The organism is Propioniciclava coleopterorum (genome assembly GCF_011393335.1).
In the GTDB taxonomy this organism is placed as follows: Bacteria; Actinomycetota; Actinomycetes; order Propionibacteriales; family Propionibacteriaceae; genus Propioniciclava; species Propioniciclava coleopterorum.
Window position 1 is genome coordinate 1,683,088 of the sequence record NZ_CP049865.1, and the last position, 17,870, is coordinate 1,700,957.

10 protein-coding genes are annotated in these 17,870 nt (G+C 68.3%); 9 read left to right on the forward strand and 1 reads right to left on the reverse strand.

What is annotated here, in order from left to right; translation table 11 throughout:
• Positions 1-27 precede the first annotated feature (27 nt).
• From G7070_RS08160 to G7070_RS08195, 9 genes are all read left to right on the forward strand, one after another.
• Complete coding sequence (locus G7070_RS08160) at positions 28-5,196, forward strand: DEAD/DEAH box helicase (RefSeq protein ID WP_166233330.1); 5,169 nt, start codon at positions 28-30, stop codon at positions 5,194-5,196.
• A complete protein-coding gene (locus G7070_RS08165; RefSeq protein WP_166233331.1) occupies positions 5,193-8,003 on the forward strand; it encodes a DUF8741 domain-containing protein in 2,811 nt (936 codons plus the stop codon). The genes G7070_RS08160 and G7070_RS08165 overlap by 4 nt, the downstream gene beginning before the upstream one ends.
• Before the next feature lie 5 nt (positions 8,004-8,008).
• Positions 8,009-11,164, forward strand: a complete 3,156-nt coding sequence (locus G7070_RS08170; RefSeq protein WP_206080026.1) for an Eco57I restriction-modification methylase domain-containing protein — start codon at positions 8,009-8,011, stop codon at positions 11,162-11,164.
• A 117-nt stretch (positions 11,165-11,281) separates the two neighbouring features.
• Positions 11,282-11,902 carry a hypothetical protein gene (locus G7070_RS17730; RefSeq protein WP_206080027.1) on the forward strand — a complete coding sequence of 207 codons (621 nt, stop codon included), beginning with the start codon at positions 11,282-11,284 and terminating at the stop codon, positions 11,900-11,902.
• A complete protein-coding gene (locus G7070_RS08175) occupies positions 11,899-12,759 on the forward strand; it encodes a hypothetical protein (RefSeq protein ID WP_166233332.1) in 861 nt (286 codons plus the stop codon). Before G7070_RS17730 ends, G7070_RS08175 begins: the two co-directional genes overlap by 4 nt.
• Positions 12,752-14,896, forward strand: a complete 2,145-nt coding sequence (locus G7070_RS08180; RefSeq protein WP_206080028.1) for an AAA family ATPase — start codon at positions 12,752-12,754, stop codon at positions 14,894-14,896. The genes G7070_RS08175 and G7070_RS08180 overlap by 8 nt, the downstream gene beginning before the upstream one ends.
• Positions 14,871-15,794, forward strand: coding sequence for an McrC family protein (locus G7070_RS19210; RefSeq protein ID WP_166233333.1), 924 nt, complete (start codon positions 14,871-14,873; stop codon positions 15,792-15,794). The genes G7070_RS08180 and G7070_RS19210 overlap by 26 nt, the downstream gene beginning before the upstream one ends.
• Positions 15,737-16,066, forward strand: a complete 330-nt coding sequence (locus G7070_RS19215) for a 5-methylcytosine restriction system specificity protein McrC (RefSeq protein WP_166233334.1) — start codon at positions 15,737-15,739, stop codon at positions 16,064-16,066. The genes G7070_RS19210 and G7070_RS19215 overlap by 58 nt, the downstream gene beginning before the upstream one ends.
• Before the next feature lie 297 nt (positions 16,067-16,363).
• A complete protein-coding gene (locus tag G7070_RS08195) occupies positions 16,364-16,603 on the forward strand; it encodes a helix-turn-helix domain-containing protein (protein WP_166233335.1) in 240 nt (79 codons plus the stop codon).
• Between the two features lie 33 nt (positions 16,604-16,636).
• On the opposite strand, the gene G7070_RS08200 is transcribed toward G7070_RS08195, so the two are convergent.
• Complete coding sequence (locus G7070_RS08200; RefSeq protein ID WP_166233336.1) at positions 16,637-17,746, reverse strand: tyrosine-type recombinase/integrase; 1,110 nt, start codon at positions 17,744-17,746, stop codon at positions 16,637-16,639.
• Between the last annotated feature and the right edge of the window lie 124 nt (positions 17,747-17,870).

The window sequence follows — 17,870 nt, forward strand, 5'->3', positions numbered from 1 at the left end:
CCAAGAGCCAAAGGGGGTTTGACTTCAGTGGATGTCTTCAGTGTGCGCGACAAGGTCATCGACGACTATCGCTCCTTCACCACGGCATCCATCGACATCAAGGACGCCCGGCTGAGGGAGCATTACCAACGCGAACTCGATGGGGATCGTCAGTGGCCGGAGCCGTGGATCTCGCTGAATCCCGCGTTCGAGACTGGCGGCCGGATCGACGATCTGGTCCGCGAGGGCCTCCTCCATCCCGAATGCGACCGTATCTTCCGGGTGAAGCAGCACGTGGATGACCTTGGTAGTGCACCTTTCACCCTGCACCGCCACCAGCGTGAGGCCATCGAGGTCGCGCGTTCCGGCCAGAGCTACGTGCTCACCACAGGCACGGGTTCGGGCAAGTCGTTGGCGTACATCGTCCCGATCGTGGATCACGTCTTGCGGCAGCCCCGGACGCCGGGGGTGAAGGCGATCATCGTGTATCCGATGAACGCGCTGGCCAACTCGCAACGCGGCGAACTCGAGAAGTTCCTGCGCAATGGTTACGGTGATGGGCGCGAACCTGTCACGTTCGCCCGCTACACAGGTCAGGAGCGGGGCGAGGAACGCGACCGGATCTTGGCGAATCCGCCGGACATTCTGTTGACGAACTACGTCATGCTCGAGTTGGTGCTGACGCGTCCTGAGGAGCGCGCCCGGTTGGTGAAGGCCGCGAAGGGGTTGCAGTTCCTCGTCTTGGACGAGCTGCACACCTACCGCGGACGCCAAGGCGCCGACGTGGCGATGCTGGTGCGCCGCGTCCGGGAGGCGTGCTCGTCGCCGCACCTGCAGTGCGTGGGCACGTCCGCCACGATGTCCAGCGACGGGTCGACGCTCGACCAGAAGCGCACGGTCGCCGAGGTCGCCACTCGCATCTTCGGATCCACGGTGGTCCCGGGGCACGTCATCGGTGAAACACTCACGCGGGCTACGGCGGCGGACGCCGGGCACGACGCCACCGTTCTGGAGCAGGCGGTCACGTCCGGGTACCTGCCCGACGACTATGCCGGGCTGGCAGCATCTCCGTTGGCGTCGTGGATCGAGACGACGTTTGGCCTGGCCACCGAAGAGGCGACGGGCCTGCTGATCCGCCAGGTGCCCCGCCGCCTGCGGGAGCATGCCGCCCCCGCCTTGTCCGAGGTGACGGGCCTTCCGGTGCAGGACTGCCACGATGCGATTCAGAAGGCCCTCCTGAAGGGCTCGCGGGTCCGGCACCCCGAGACCGGACGCCCCCTGTTCGCGTTCCGGCTGCATCAGTTCCTGTCCAAGGGCGACACGCTGCACGTGTCCCTGGAGCCGGAGCAGGACCGGTTCATCACCTCGAAATACCAGGTCGCCGTCCCGTCGGCCCCGGAGAAGTTGCTGTTCCCGCTGGCGTTCTGCCGCGAGTGCGGCCAGGAGTACGCCGTCGTCAAGGCGATCACCAGGCAGGGCGAGACCACCTACGCCCCACGCGCGTCCCGGGACATCACCGCAGGCGATGCGGTAGATGGCTACCTGTACCTCTCCACGCAACTACCGTGGCCGGTCGACCCGATCGCCGAGGGTCGCCTGCCCGACTCGTGGGTGGGTCCCGACAACCTGCCGCTGGCCAACAGGGTTCGCTACCTGCCTCAGCGGGTGCGTGTCGACACCGCCGGTCACCGGGTGGACGTGGGCGGGTCGCCTGCTGCGTTCATCCCGTCACCGTTCACGTTCTGCTTGTCCTGCCAGGTCAGCTACGAGCAGACTCGCGGCCGCGACTTCTCCAAGCTGATCACCCTGGACGCAGAGGGCCGCAGTTCGGCGGTCTCGGTGCTGTCGACGAGCCTGGTGCGCGCCCTGCGTGAGGTCCCTGAATCCGAGCTTCCGGTCGAGGCTCGCAAGCTGCTGACCTTCGTCGACAACCGGCAGGACGCCAGCCTGCAGGCTGGCCACCTGAACGACTTCGTGCAGGTTGCCCAGCTCCGCGGGGCCCTCTACGCCGCCATGAAGGCGGCTCCCCGGGGTCTGACCCACGAGGGTGTCGCCGCCAAGGTCGTGGACGCCTTGGGCCTGGAGTTCGCCGACTACGCCGCCGCGCCGGACGCCGTGTACTCGGCCAAGACGCGCACTCAGCGGGCACTGCGCGATCTGGTGGAGTACCGGCTGTACCTCGACCTGCAGCGCGGCTGGCGGATCACCATGCCGAACCTCGAGCAGACCGGCCTGCTTCACGTGGGCTACGAGTCACTGCCGGAGATCGCCGCCGACCAGTCGCTGTGGTCGAGCGCCTTGGAGCCGCTGCGGGATGCGCGGGACGGGCATCGCGAGGAGTTGTGCCGGATCGTCCTGGACGAGTTCCGGAAGGTGCTCGCCGTCGACGTCGACTGTCTGACCGAACTCGGCTTCGAGCGGGTCAAGCGTCAGTCGTCTCAGGAGCTCACGGGCGTGTGGGCTGTGCCTGCCAACGAGATGGTTGCCCCGGTCGGCATCGTGTACGCGTTCCCCAGCCAGCCGGGCAGGGGCCGCAACGACCTGCACCTGACCGGCCGCTCCGCGCTGGGACGCTACCTGTCCCGCCCGAACCAATTCCCCGGCCATGCCGGCAAGCTCGTCGCCGACGATGCGCAGCGCATCATCCAGGACATCCTCGGCGTGCTTACCCGAGCCGGTCTCCTCACCGAGGCCGACGGTAGCTTCGGACGCCGCGGCTACCGGCTGAAGGCGTCCGCGTTGGTCTGGTCCGCCGGGAACGGCACGAGCGCAGCCGCCGACCCGATCCGCAAGACGGTGGACGCCGACACCGGCGGCCGAGTCAATGCCTTCTTCCGCACCCTGTATCAGGGGGTGGCCCGCGAACTCCGCGGTCTGTCGGCTCGGGAGCACACCGCCCAGGTGGGTCCCACGGAGCGCGAGGAGCGCGAACGCGCCTTCCGGAAGGGCACGCTGCCGCTGCTGTACTGCTCGCCGACGATGGAGCTGGGCGTCGACATCTCGAGCCTGAACGCGGTGGGCCTGCGCAACGTCCCGCCGACGCCAGCGAACTACGCGCAACGCTCGGGACGGGCGGGCCGGTCAGGGCAGCCGGCCCTGGTGCTCACGTACTGCGCGACGGGCAACTCCCACGACCAGTACTACTTCCGACGGTCCCAGCACATGGTCGCCGGCTCGGTCGCCGCCCCCCGGCTCGACCTGGCGAACGAAGCGCTCTTGCGAAGCCACGTCCAGGCGGTCTGGCTTGCCGAGACCGGCGAGAAGCTGGGCTCGCGGATGACCGACCTGCTGGACGCCGAGGGTCTGGCCCCGTCGCTGGTGATGAAGCCGGAGAAGGAGCGCGCGTTCGCTGACCCGGACGCCATCCGGCGGGCCACCCGGCACGCGCAGGCGATCATCGAGCCGATGCTTCCCGAACTCAGGGCCACGGCCTGGTGGCAGGACGACTGGGTCGCCGACGTCGTCCGTGCCGCGCCGCGCACCTTGGACGAGTCGTGCGACCGGTGGCGCCGCCTCTACCTGGCTGCGCTGGCCGACCAGGACGCCCAGAACCGGATCGTCCTGGAGAGCCACCTATCTCCACGCGCTCGCCAGGCCGCGACCACCCGCCGCCGCGAGGCGGAGAACCAGTTGCGGCTGCTCCGCAACGAGGACGACGAGTCGGGCCACTCCGACTTCTACACCTACCGGTACTTCGCGTCGGAGGGCTTCCTGCCCGGCTACAGCTTCCCGAGGCTGCCGCTGGCCGCCTACATCCCGGCGGTCCGGGGAGGGGTGGGTTCGCGTGACGGCGGCGACTACATCCAGCGTCCGCGTTTCTTGGCGGTCTCCGAGTTCGGCCCGGGTGCGCTGATCTACCACGAGGGCGCCCGCTATGAGGTGAACCGCGTCCAGGTGCCGCTGGCGCAGTCGGGGCAGGCGAGCGTGGACACCTCCGAGGCCCGCCGCTGCGAGGCGTGCGGGTACCACCACGACCGGCGCGCAGGTCTGGATGTGTGCGAGAACTGCGGCGAGGAACTCGGCGCCACCACGTACGGCCTCATGCAGTTGACCACCGTCTACACCCGTCGCCGGGAGCGGATCTCGTCGGATGAGGAGGAGCGACGCCGCGCCGGCTTCGAGTTGCAGACGTCCTACCGGTTCAGCCAGCACGGTGCCCGCTCGGGCAAGCTCAGTGCCGAGGTGCTGGCCGACGGCGCACCGCTGGCCGACCTGGCCTACGGCGACTCGGCCGAGGTGCGGGTCACCAACCGCGGGCGTCGCCGTCGCAAGGACGCGACCGAGGTCGGCTTCTACCTTGACCCGGTAAAGGGCCAGTGGCTGTCCGACAAGGCCGGCGCCGACGCCGAGGCCGACGACGGTGATTCCGACCCGGATGAGGCGAACTGCGTCCGGGTGATCCCGTACGTGCGGGACAACCGCAACATCCTCGTCCTGCGGCTGGCGAATTCCGTCCCCGACGAGGTCGCCACCACCCTGCGCTACGCACTCGAGCGAGGCATCGAAGCGGCGTTCCAGTTGGAGGACTCCGAGTTGGCCACCGAGTCGCTGCCCGATGACCAGCACCGCGGCCGGATGCTGTTCACCGAGTCCGCCGAAGGGGGAGCCGGCGTCCTGCGTCGCCTGCAGGCCGAGTCGAACGCGCTCGCGCTGGCTGCCCGCACCGCCCTGGAGATCGCCCACTTCGATCCGGACACCGGCGAGGACCGCAGCACGGCCGAGGCGGGCAGCGAGCGCTGTGAGAAGGCGTGCTACGACTGCCTGCTGTCTTACGGCAACCAGTTCGAGCACACCGCGATCGACCGTCACCTGATCCGCGACCTGCTGCTGCGGTTCACCAGCGCCCAGACGAGCGTGTCGGCGTCCGAGCTGCCGCGCGGCGAGCACGCTGACGAGCTGCTGGCCGCCTGCGACACTGATCTGGAGCGCGACTGGCTGCAGGTGCTGATGGCGGGCGACTTCCGGTTGCCGGATGCCGCGCAGCCGCTGCTGGATTCCGCGCGTTGCCGGCCGGACTTCCTGTACTCCGAGGCGGGGGTGGCGGTGTTCATCGACGGTCCGGTCCACGACCGGTCGGACAAGACCGCCGAGGACGCCGCGGTGGAGGAGCGCCTTCTGGACGCGGGGTATTCCTTCGTCCGGTTCACGCACGATGAGGATTGGCTGGCCAAGCTCCGCGAGCGCGCGGACGTGTTCGGGGAAGGACGGCGGGTGTGACGACCTTTGCGGTGGGGAGTCTGGTGGCGGCGCGGGGCCGCGAGTGGGTCGTGCTGCCGGACAGTTCCGACGACTTCCTCGTCCTGCGTCCCCTGGGCGGCACCGACGACGACATCGCCGGCGTGCTGCCGGCCATCGAGCCCGTGACGACGGCGTCCTTCCCGCCGCCCACCGCCGACGAATTGGGCGACCACGAGAGCGCCCGCCTGCTGCGCAGCGCCCTGCAGATCGGTTTCCGATCCAGTGCCGGCCCGTTCCGGTCGCTGGCCGGGATCGCTGTCGAACCGCGCGCCTACCAGCTCGTACCCCTGCTGATGGCGCTGCGGCAGGACACCGTCCGCCTGCTCATCGCCGACGACGTCGGCATCGGCAAGACCATCGAGGCGTCCCTCATCGCCGCCGAACTGCTGACCATCGGGGACGCCCGCAGGCTGGCGGTCCTGTGCAGCCCGGCCCTCGCCGAACAGTGGGCTAGCGAGCTGCGCGCCAAGTTCGGCCTGGAGGCCGAGCTGGTTCTGCCCAGCACCGTCCGCCGGCTTGAACGCCAGTGCATCGGGGACGAGTCCATCTTCGAGCGGTTCCCGATCACGGTCGTGTCGACCGACTTCATCAAGTCCGACCGGCGACGCAACGAGTTCCTGCGCACCTGCCCCGACCTGGTCATCGTGGACGAGGCCCACACCTGCGTGGCGGACGGCGGGCTCGGCGGCAAGGCCCGCACACAGCGCTACGAACTGGTCCGCGAGCTGGCCAAGGACGCCTCCCGGCACCTACTGCTCGTCACCGCCACCCCGCACAGCGGCAAGGATGAGGCATTCCGCAACCTGATCGGCCTGCTCGACCCGGCGCTGCACGACCTCGACCTCGACCAGACCAAGGGCCGCGAACTGCTGGCCCGGCATCTGGTGCAGCGGCGCCGTGCCGACATCCGCCAGTTCCTGGATGAGGAGACCCCGTTTCCGTCCGACCGGCAGTCCAAGGAAGTGGCGTACAAGCTGTCGCCCGCCTACCGCGACCTGTTCGACGACGTGATCGCCTACGCCCGCGAGACCGTGAGCACAGCCAACGGCGCCCGCGAGCAGCGCATCAACTGGTGGTCGGTCCTTGCCCTGCTGCGCGCCCTGGCGTCCTCGCCGCGGGCCGCCGCCCAAACCCTGGCCACGCGCTCCGCCGCCTTGGGCGGCGAGGACGCTGCCGAGGCCGATGCCCTCGGCCGCTCGGCCGTCCTCGACCTGGCCGATGACGAAACCCTCGAATCGGTCGACGTGGCGCCGGGCGCTGATGCCTCGACCGAGTCGGGAACCCCGCAGCAGCGCCGACTCAGGGGCTTCCTCAAGCGGGCGAAGGAACTGGAGAAGGCCGGCGACCGCAAGCTGGACGCCATCACTACCCAGGTCAAGGGGCTGCTCGCCGACGCCTACGCCCCGATCGTGTTCTGCCGGTTCATCGATACGGCCGAGTACGTCGCCGAGCACCTCACCCAGAAGCTCGGCAAGGGCACGACCGTCGCATGCGTCACCGGCATGCTGCCACCCGCGGAGCGCGTGGCACGCATCGCCGAACTGGCGGACGCCGACGGCCCGGTCGTGCTCGTGGCCACCGACTGCCTGTCCGAAGGCGTCAACCTGCAGGACCAGTTCCAGGCCGTCGTCCACTACGACCTGGCCTGGAACCCGACCCGGCACGAGCAGCGGGAGGGCCGCGTCGACCGGTTCGGACAGCGGCGCGACACAGTCCGTGCCATCACCTTGTACGGCCAGGACAACCGGATCGACGGCATTGTCCTCGACGTCCTGCTCCGCAAGCACGAGGCGATCCGGAAGGCGACAGGCGTGTCGGTTCCGGTGCCCGACAACAGCGACGCCGTGCTGGAGGCGCTGATGGAGGGCTTGATCCTGCGGGGGAGCGATCACCGCCAGGACACCCTCGACTTCGAGTACGACCCGAAGGCCGTCGAGCTCGACAAGGAGTGGAAGTCCGCCGCCGAGCGCGAGAAGGCCTCACGCACCAAGTTCGCCCAGCGCGCCATCCACCCGGATGAGGTGGCCGCCGAGGTTGCCGAGATCCGCGCCAACCTCGGCACGCACGCCGAGGTGCGCGCCTTCACCAAGCAGGCGCTCACAGCCCTCAAGGCCACCCTCAAGACGACCCCGCGCGGCTTCACCGCGTCCATCGGTCCACTGCCCGGCGGCCTCCTGGACGCCCTCCCACCCGGCCGCGAAAGCCAACTCACCTTCCTGAGTGACTTCCCCGTCGCCAAGGGCGAGAACGTGCTGCACCGCACGGACGCCGCCGTCGAGGCGATCGCCTCCTACGTGCTCGAGTCAGCGCTCGATCCCAGCCTGCCCACCGCCGTCCGGCCCGCACGCCGCTGCGCGGTCGTTCGGACGGCTGCGATCGACACGCGCACCACGCTGCTGCTCGTCCGCTACCGATTCCACCTCACCCTGCCGTCGCGCGCGGGGGAGCGGACGGCCGTGGCCGAGGACGCCGCCACCCTCGGCTTCACCTCCCGCGACGGCGTCCTGTCGTGGCTGGAGCCCGACGAGGTCAGCGCCCTGCTCGACGCCCCGCCGTCGGGGAACGTCAGCAACCCCGGCCAGTACCTCACGTCGGCGCTGGGCCAACTGGCGCAGGTGCAGTCGCATCTGGACGACCACGGGCAGGCGCTCTCCGAGAAGCTCCGGGCCTCGCACCGGCGGGTGCGCGCGGCATCCGGCGCCGTGGTGCGCGGGCTGGGCGTCCGGGCCGAGAGCCCGCCGGATGTGTTGGGCGTGTACGTGTTCGTTCCGGTCCCGAAGGGGTGAGAGCCATGGCAGCCGAATCATTCGTGGGCGTCCGGGTGGCCGGTGGCCTGCTTCCCGCCGAACTGTTGTCGCGGATCGCGGCGGGAGGGCTGGCCGGGCAGGCGTCCGGGGACTACCACCTGGCACCCGGAGAGACCGTCCGCGAGGCGGCGAACCGCGCGTGGGCGTACCTGACCGGCGTCTGGGCCACCTACCGGCAGGCGGCCGACAAGCTGCCGGAATCGGACCGCGGCACCACCCTCACCCGGGAGCGGTGGCTGCTGATCCTGCTGCGCGAACTCGGGTACGGGCGCGTTCCCACCACGCCCGCGGGTGGGTTGACCGCCGACGGCAAACAGCTGCCGGTCTCGCACGCGTGGGAGCACGTGCCGATGCACCTGCTCGGCCACCGGATCGAGCTGGACCGGCGCACCCAGGGCGTCGCCGGCGCAGCCACTTCGTCGCCACAATCGATGGTGCAGGAACTGCTCAACCGGTCGGACGCCCACCTGTGGGCGGTGCTGTCGAATGGGCTCACCCTGCGGCTGCTGCGCGACTCCACGTCGCTGGTCGGGTCGGCCTACATCGAGTTCGACCTGGAGGCCATCTTCGACGCTGACCTGTTCGCCGACTTCCTGCTGCTGTTCAGCGTGTGCCACCAGTCGCGGCTCGAAGTGCGTGACCCCGAGAAGGGCGCGGCGTCCTGCTGGCTGGAGGCGTGGCGCACCGAGTCGCTGGAGTCGGGTTCGCGTGCCCTCAACCAGCTCCGCGACGGGGTGATCCAGGCGATCACCACGCTCGGCACCGGGTTCCTCGCGCACTCCGCGAACGCCCACCTGCGCGTCGGGCTCGCCGAAGGCAGCCTGCGCATCGAGGACGTCAACCACGGCCTGCTGCGGGTGGTGTACCGCCTGCTGTTCACGTTCGTCGCCGAGGACCGCGGCCTGTTACTCGCCCCGGACGCCGACCCCACAGCCCGGCAGCGTTTCCGCGACTACTTCTCGACCGAGCGCCTGCGCCGCACGGCCCGCCGCCGGCGCGGCACCCGGCACGCCGACCAGTGGCGGGCGCTCAACCTGGTCTGGGATGGGCTCGGCTCGGTCGAGGGACGCCCCGAGCTTGGCCTGATCGGCATCGGCGGCCTGTTCGAACCCGGCGCCCTCGACCTGTTCCGCGGCTGCGACCTCTCGAACGAGGCGCTGCTGCGGGCCGTCCGGCACCTGAGCTTGGTGGAGGAACCGGGCTCGAAGATGAAGCGCGTCGTCGACTACCGCAACCTCGGCGCCGAGGAACTGGGCTCCATCTACGAGGCGCTGCTGGAGTTCGTGCCCTCATGGGACGCAGGCCGCCGGGTGTTCGAACTGCTGTCGGCCGCAGGCAACGACCGCAAGTCAACGGGCTCGTACTACACGCCCGCCTCGCTGATCGACTGCCTGCTGGATTCGGCCCTCGACCCGGTGCTCGACCGCGCTGAGCGCGAACCCGACCCCGAGTCGGCCCTCCTGGCCTTGACGGTGTGCGACCCCGCCTGCGGGTCCGGGCACTTCCTGGTGGCCGCCGCACGTCGGATCGCCAAGCGCGTCGCGGCCACCCGGACCGGTGACCCCGAACCACCGCCCGAGCGGGTCCGAGAAGCGCTCGCCGACGTGGTCGGACGCTGCATCTACGGCGTCGACTTGAACCCGCTCGCCGCCGAACTGGCCAAGGTATCACTGTGGCTGGAGACCCTCGATCCCGGTCGGCCGCTGGCGTTCCTGGACGCCCAGATCAAGGTCGGCAACTCCCTGATCGGCGCCACCCCTGCGCTCGTCGGGCAGGGAGTGCCTGACGAGGCGTTCGCAGCGCTCGAGGGCGACGACAAGAAGATCGTTACGGCTCTCAAGAAGCAGAACAAGGCCGAACGTTCGGGGCAGGACGACCTGTTCGGCGATGACACTGCACCCACCCTGGACGCCGCCGTCGCGGGCGAACTGGGCGCGCTGATCGGTGGTGGCCGCCCCGCGTCCTTGGCCGACATCCAGGCCCGCCACCAGCGGCTCAGGGCCCTGCAGGCCAAGCCAGCGCTGCAACAGCAGCGTCTGGTCGCGGACGCTTGGTGCGCCGCGTTCGTGTGGCCCAAGCAGCCGGGCGGGCCCAAGGCCGTCACTAATCGCAGCTTGCACGCCCTCGCGCGTGGCGAAGCGCTGCCGCCGGCCACCCTCGCGACCGTCCACGAGCTCGCCGCCGAGTACCGGTTCTTCCACTGGCACCTAGAGTTCCCGCACCTGTTCCGACCTGCCGGACCAGCCGACGGACCCGGCTGGCGCGGCGGCTTCGATGTCGTTCTCGGCAACCCGCCGTGGGAACGGGTGAAGCTGCAGGAACAGGAGTTCTTCGCCGTCCGTGACCCCCAGATTGCCGCGGCCCCCAACGCCGCAGCCCGCAAGCGCCTCATCCAAGCCCTCGAAGCGTCCAACCCGGCGCTGCACGACGCGTATCTGGGCGCGTTGCGTCGCGCCGCCGGCGAGTCACACGTGCTGCGGATCGCGGGCCGATTCCCATTGACCGGACGTGGCGACATCAACACCTACGCCGTTTTCGCAGAGGCGTGTCGGCACCTTGTGAACGACCGAGGTCGGATGGGGATCATCGTGCCGACGGGCATTGCTACCGACGCCACAACGCAGTTCTTCTTCAAGGACTTGGTGGCGCACGGGAGCCTCGCGACTCTCTACGATTTCCAGACGGGGCCCTCGCTCTGGTCCGACATCGGCCACGCTCGTTACAAGTTCTGTCTGCTCACGACGGTGGGACGGGGCGAGCGAATCGCAGCCGCCCAGTTCTCCTTCTTCAATCGTTCTGTGCAAGACCTGTACGCGCATGACAGCCGGTTTGAGCTCACCCCGGAGGAGATCCAGCTCCTCAACCCCAACACCGGCACCTGCCCCATCTTCCGCTCCCGCCGGGACGCAGAGATCACCCTCGGCATCTATCGCCGCATCCCGGTGCTGATCAACGAGAACGACCCGGTCAACGGGAACCCGTGGGGCATCAGTTTCATGCGGATGTTCGACATGTCCAACGACTCGCACCTGTTCCACACCCGTGACGAACTCGAGGCCGACGGCTGGACGCTCAACGGCAACGTCTTTGAGCGCTCCCTCGACGGGGGGGGGGATAGCTCAAATGCTGCCGCTGTTTGAAGCCAAGATGATTCATCTCTACGACACCCGCTGGGCGACCTATGAGCGCGACGGCTCGACCCGGTACATGACCGAGGGGAGAAGTCAGCGCACCTCCATGCGATTCCACGCTATTGGGTGGCTGAGGCCGAGATTGATCGCAAGCTCGATGGGCGGTGGGACCAGCGCTGGTTCCTCGGCTGGCGGGACATCTGCCGGGCTACAGACGTCCGGACGGTCATCACCACCCAGGTACCGCGCCTCGCCTACGGGGACAAGTGGCTCCTTGCCATGCCCTCGCGCGGACGAGACGAGCTGCAGGCGACCTGGGCGTCGTTCGTCTTTGACTACGCGTCTCGTCAGAAGATCGGCGGGACAGCCATGAAGTACTTCACGTTCATGCAGCTCCCCGTGCCGTTGCCTGTTCATTTCGAGTCGACAACCATCCCACTGGATCGACAGCTGCGGGCTTGGATCGAAGTGCGGGTGGATCGCCTCAACGGGTGGATCGCCGACCCCGTCGAGCGCGCCAAGGTTCGTGCCGAGCTGGATGCTCTGATGTTCCACGTCTACGGGCTCGGTCGGCCCGAAGTGTCATACGTGATGGATACCTTCCCGATTGTGAAGCGCAAGGACGAGGCCGCCTTCGGGACCTACCGGACCAAGGACTTGATCCTGTCTGCCTACGACGCGATGGCCGAGGCGAAGTCGTCAGGTCGCACCTACCAACCACCTTGGTCCCAGGAGGTTTCCGCATGACTGAGACCGTCGAACGCATGCTTCCCCTCTACGAGGCGAAGATGATCCACCAGTTCGACCACCGCTGGGCGACTTACGAGGCGGACGGTTCGGTGAGGGACGTGACTCTCGCCGAGAAGCAGGACCCGGGGTTCGCGGCATTGCCCCGCTACTGGGTCCGCGAGGAGGTCGTTCGAGACCGACTTGGGGACCGCTGGGACCGTGACTGGCTGTTGGGCTGGCGCGACATCTGCCGAAGCACCGACGTGCGGACCCTGATCGCGACCATCAACGGCGGCCGCGCAAGTCCCGAGGGAGGCACGCTGCTCGCCTTCCCGGATCCTGCCGCGGCCGCACCTGCGCTGTTGGCGATCTGGAACTCGTTCGCGTTTGACTTTGTCGCCCGCCTCAAGGTGGGCGGGACGCACCTGAAGTACTTCACCATGCGGCAGCTCCCGGTTCCTCACCCGGATCAACTGGCCGCAAAGGTCCCTTGGGGGGCGGTGTCGTGGCGAGATTGGCTGGGCTCGCGGGCTCTCCGGCTGATCTTGGACTCGGACGAGATGCTCCAAGTCAGCAGGGAGTTCGATGCCACCCTGCCCAATGACCCATGGGACGCGGATCAGCGGCGATGGGTTCGCGCCGAACTTGATGCGGGCTGCTTCCACCTGTTCGGGATCGTTCGCAGTGACGTCGACTACGTCATGGAGACGTTTCCGATCGTGAAGCGTAAGGATGAGGCAGAGTTCGGTTCGTACCGCACCAAGGAGCAGATCCTGGAGGTGTACGACGTGATGCAGGCGGCCATCGCTTCGGGCACTACGTACAGTTCGCCGCTTGACGCGGACATTCACCCTGCAGGAGGGTCCGATGACTGAATCAGCGACTGAGCCGGTTCGGCGGGCACTGCTGATCCGCACCGCTCTCGAGGTGCTCGCTGAAGCCGGAGGCCCGGTTCAGCGTGCGGAGGTCATCGCCAGGGTTGCTGAGCGGCTGGAGTTCACGCCGTATGAGCTGGAGCCGTACCGATCGAACTCCGCGCAGACGAGGTGGGACAATCACCTCACCTGGGCGAGCACCGACATGCGGGCCGTTGGCTGGATCGACAAGACGGCTGCCGGGTGGGTGATCACCGACGCCGGGCGTCGTGCGCTTGCCACCCACCCGAACGATGGGAAAGGCCTCGACGCTGAGGCTGGACAGGCGTACAGAGCCCAATACCGGGCGAACAAGGCGCGGGCCTCCCAGCCGACCCACCGATCTCTGCTGGCCGCGGCACTCGAATCGGTTGAGGCCGGTCAGTGGACTACGAAAGCCGAACTGGCAGAAGCCATCGGAGCTGATGTTGGGACGGTCGAGGCGGCACTCTACGAAGACGGGCTCGACGCATCACATCGTGTGCTCACGCCCGGGGACACGGCGTCCGGTGCTGTTCTGCTTCCGAGCGGCGAGATGGTCCCGACCCGCGCAGCGCTCGAGAAGGAAGGCGTCAAGTTCGACGAGTCTGGGATGCCCGATGAGTCGCAGCACGTCCGTGGTCAGGATCTCCGTGCGTATCTGGAAGATCGCGGCCTCGTGGCCCAACCGTCCCGTCGCGCTTGGCTCGTGCGTGGGTCCTCGGTCGACGGCCATGATCTGATCCCCGTATGGCGGCAGCAGGGTTTCACGTCGTTGCGGGCATCCAAGTTGCGGGAGGTGGAACCAGGCATCCGGCGACCCGAGCTGAAAGCGATCGTCGACGAGGATTACTCCCAGACCTCGTACGCGGCGAAAGCGGCGAAGCTGGATGAGTTCCATTCGTTCTTGTCGCGGATCCAGATGGGTGACCTTCTGGTGACGACGAGCCAAGGCGAGCTCTACGTGGGCACAGTCACGGGTCCGGCTGAGTACGTGAAGTCGGGTGACGGGTTGTCGAACCTGCGGCGGACCGTGGAGTGGGCGCCGGAGGGGTTCGACTACGGCGACCTGGCCAGTGAGATCAAGGCGCGTCTGCAGGTGCAGTACGACGTGGTGGAGATGACCCAGCAGTTGGATTTGTTGGAGAAGCTGCTGGCGGCGCAGACAGCGGTCGTCGAGGACGATGAGCCGCCGGTCCAGCCGGTCGTCACGCGCGAATTGACTCTGCCGGAAGCGACCGACGAGCTCGCTGTCAGGCTGAATGTGGATCGGGCGTGGTTGCAGGAGTGCATCGACCTCCTGCGGGACCGTCCGCAGCTGATCTTCTACGGCCCGCCGGGAACGGGCAAGACGTTCATCGCCCAGCACCTCGCCGCCCACTTGGCGGGCGACAACGTGCGTCTGGTGCAGTTCCATCCGGCGTACTCGTACGAGGACTTCTTCGAGGGCTACCGGCCGCTGGAGGAGGGCGGGTTCAAGCTCAAGCCCGGTCCGTTCCGCAAGACGGTGGACGCCGCGCGGGAGAGCCCGTCGACTCCGTACTTCCTGATCATCGACGAGATCAACCGCGGCAACCTGGCGAAGATCTTCGGGGAGTTGTACTTCCTGCTGGAGTACCGCAGCCAGAACGTCGACCTGCTGTACGCCACCGATGACGACATCGGGTTCACGTTGCCGGAGAACGTGTTCATCATCGGCACGATGAACACCGCCGACCGGTCGATCGCCTTGGTGGACGCGGCGATGCGGCGCCGGTTCGCGTTCGTGCCGCTGCACCCGTCCGAGCCACCCACCGACGGCGTGCTGCGCAGGTGGCTGGCGGCGTCCGACCTTGATGTGGGCGTCGCGGATCTGCTGGAGGAACTCAACCGGCGGATCGAGGACCCGGACTTCAAGATCGGCCCGTCGTACTTCATGCGGAAGGCCATGCACCAGCCGGGCGGTCTGGAGCGGGCGTGGCGAACGGCGATCCTGCCGCTGTTGGAGGAACACCACTACGGCGACGGCACCGACGTCCGGGCCCGGTACGGGTTGGACACGATCCGCGCCCGCGTGGCCGGCCGGGCGGCGTCCGACCAGGCGGGGAGTGGTGGTGGCGAACCCGCTGATCCTGCGTGAGGGCGACCCGCCGCGACTGGTGGAGCTGCGGCGTCCGGTCGCGGACGCGTTGGCCGCAGCGGGGGTCGTGCAGGTCACGCTGACGGATCGTCCGGGGTGGTGGGAGGTGACCCCGGGCACGCAGATCGGGGTTGTCGGCGTGGCCGGGTTGCAGGTGGTGATCGAGCCGAAGATCGACATCAACCGGCTGGTGTTCCTCATGGGGTACGCGCGGCGTCCGGACTTCTGGCGCGATGACCGGGTGCTCCTGGACGCCGACGCCGACCTGCCCGAGGCGCTGGCGGACGCGTTCGTGCGGTTGGCGAGGCGGGCGTTGGAGCAGGGGCTGCTCAAGGGGTACGTGACCGTCGATGACACGTTGGCGGTGCTGCGGGGCCGGGTGCGGGAGGCGGACCAGTTGCGGCGCCGGTGGGGGCGGAGCATCCCGTTGGAGGTGCGGTACGACGAGTTCACCGTGGACATTGCCGAGAACCAGGTGCTGTTGGCGGCGGTGGAGCAGTTGTTGCGGACGCCGCGGGTCGGCGTCCGGTATCGGGCGGGGTTGCAGCGGCTGCGCCTGCAGTTGGCCGATGTGACCGCGCCTGGGCGGGGCGGCGGCCGGCCTTCGTGGACGCCGTCGCGCTTGAATGCGCGGTACGTGCCGGCGTTGGAGTTGGCGGAGCTTGTGCTGGCGGGGCGGTCGTTCGAGCAGCGGGTGGGGGACCTCGTGGTGTCGGGCTACCTGTTCAACATGGCGACGATCTTCGAGGACTTCGTGACGGTCGCGTTGCGGGAGGCGTTTCGGTCGTTCGGGGACGTTCGCGGTTGCAGTACCGCACCCACCTGGATGAGGCGGAGACCGTGCCGGTTCGTCCGGACTTCGTCTGGTCGGCCGCCGGCGTCCCACGGGTGGTGGTAGACGCGAAGTACAAGGCGGAGAAGCCCAGCGGCTTCCCGCAGGCCGACCTGTATCAGCTGCTGGCGTACTGCACAGTGCTCGGTCTGCCGGTCGGACACCTGGTCTACGCGAAAGGGTTCGAGGACGACCGCGAGCACGTGGTGCGGAACGCCGGCGTCCGAATCGTTGCCCACACGCTCGACCTGGAGGAGCCGCCAGCCCGTGTCTTGGCGTCCGTGGCAACACTCGCCGACGAGACCGTGCGCGCGGCCGCCGTGCCAGGCCTGTGGTGACTTGAACGCACGCGGAGCGGCGCCACCCGTTCGATAAGTTGGCGCAGAAGACTGGGTCACAACGGCCTCACATTGGATTGGAGCGCCGTCGACAACCGCACCGCGCTCGCCGTCACCCGTGTCAGGTTCCGATCCCCGGCGTCCAAGAGAAGACTCTCTTCGGCCGCCGCGGGTGGCCTGGCCGCAGACGGAATGAGGGATCGTCTTGGTGCCACCCTGTCCGCGGAAGGCACTCTGAGTTACTTCTGGATAGTGAGGGCGCGCAGAGCGCCTGCCAACACACCCCGAGGAGGCCCCATGACCGCCCAGACGATCCGCAGGACGAAGAAGTCGACGAGCACGGACCAGGACCGGCAGCCGAAGTGGTTGTCTTACCCGGAGGCATCGGAGTTGTGCACGCTGTCGGTGCGCTCGCTGAAGCGTCTCACGCAGGCGGGGAAGCTGCCGTGCTACGTGGTGGGTGGCAAGGTGCTGCGGTTGAAGGCGTCCGACGTGGAGGCGTTGATCGTTCCCGCCGACGAGTGCCGCGGCTGGTAGCGGCTCCCTTCTGTTGTCTGCCCCGGACGCCGTTCATTGTGTGGCGTCCGGGGCAGCGCCCTGTTCGGCCACGGCGGGCATTCTGGCGAGGGCGGCCATGCGCTTGGCGAGGTCCTTCTTGCGGTCGTTGACGGCCTCTTGGTAGCGCATGGCGACGTGGATGTCGTTGTGGCCGGCGAACTCCATGAGTTCCTTGGTGGTGGCTCCTGAGATGGCGGCCATGGTGGCGGCGAAGTGACGAAGGTCGTGGAACCGGAAGTCGGGGCGTTCGATCTGGTGGCGGGCCTTGTAGAAGCCGTTGCCGGGGTGTGTCTGCTTGCGGGTCTTCTTGTCGAAGCGGGGGGCGTGTCCGTAGACCTGTCCCGGAGTGAGGGGCTGGTCGTCGTTGCCGGGGAAGACGAGAGCTTCGGCGTCCGTGGCAGTGAACGCTGCCAAGTGGTGGCGGGCGTCCTCGGTGAGGTGGGTGGGCAGGTAGATGGTGCGGCGTCCGGCCGCTGACTTGGGGGTGGTGATGATCCGCTGGCCGCCGACGGTGACGGCGGCTTGCTCGACGGTGATGGTGCCCTCGATGAGGTCGATGTCGCGCCGTCGGAGGGCGGTGAGTTCACCGAAGCGGAGCCCGCACCAGGCGGCGAGCAGTACCAGCAGCCGGTGCCGGGGAGGCATCGCGTCGGCGAGCGCTTGTACCTGGGCGACGGTGAGCAGGGCGATGTCCTTGGGCCTGGCGCGGGCGGTGGCGCCCTCAACGGCGACGGGGGATTCCTTGACCAGGCGACGGGCGACTGCGGTGCGGAAGATCGACTTGAGCAGCGAGTAGGCGTGCGAGCGCATGGTCGGGGCGTCGGGGAGCGTGCGATACCAGCGTTCGATGTCGGTGTGGGTGATGGACGTGAGGGTTCGCTCGTGCAGGGGCTTGAACCAGCGTTCGTGGATGTCGAGGTAGTGCTCCCGGGTGCGGTCCTTGAGTGGGCGTCCCTTCACGAGACGGTTCTCGATCCACTCCCGGGCGAACTCGTCGAAGGTGGTGGCCAGCACCTCGGTCTGGCGCCGGCGTTCGGCGGGGGGAGTCCACTCGCCGAACTCGATGAGCTTCAGCTCGCCAGCGAGCCAGCCTTGGGCTCGCTCCCTGGTGGTGAACGTCATGCCGGCGCGGTGCAGCTTGCGGTCCGGCCCGGTGTAGCGGACCTTGAACCGACCTCTGGTCTCTATGATGGTGCCGAAGCTTCGGTGCTCCGGCTTGGTCTCCCGCCGTCGAGTCGCCAATCGT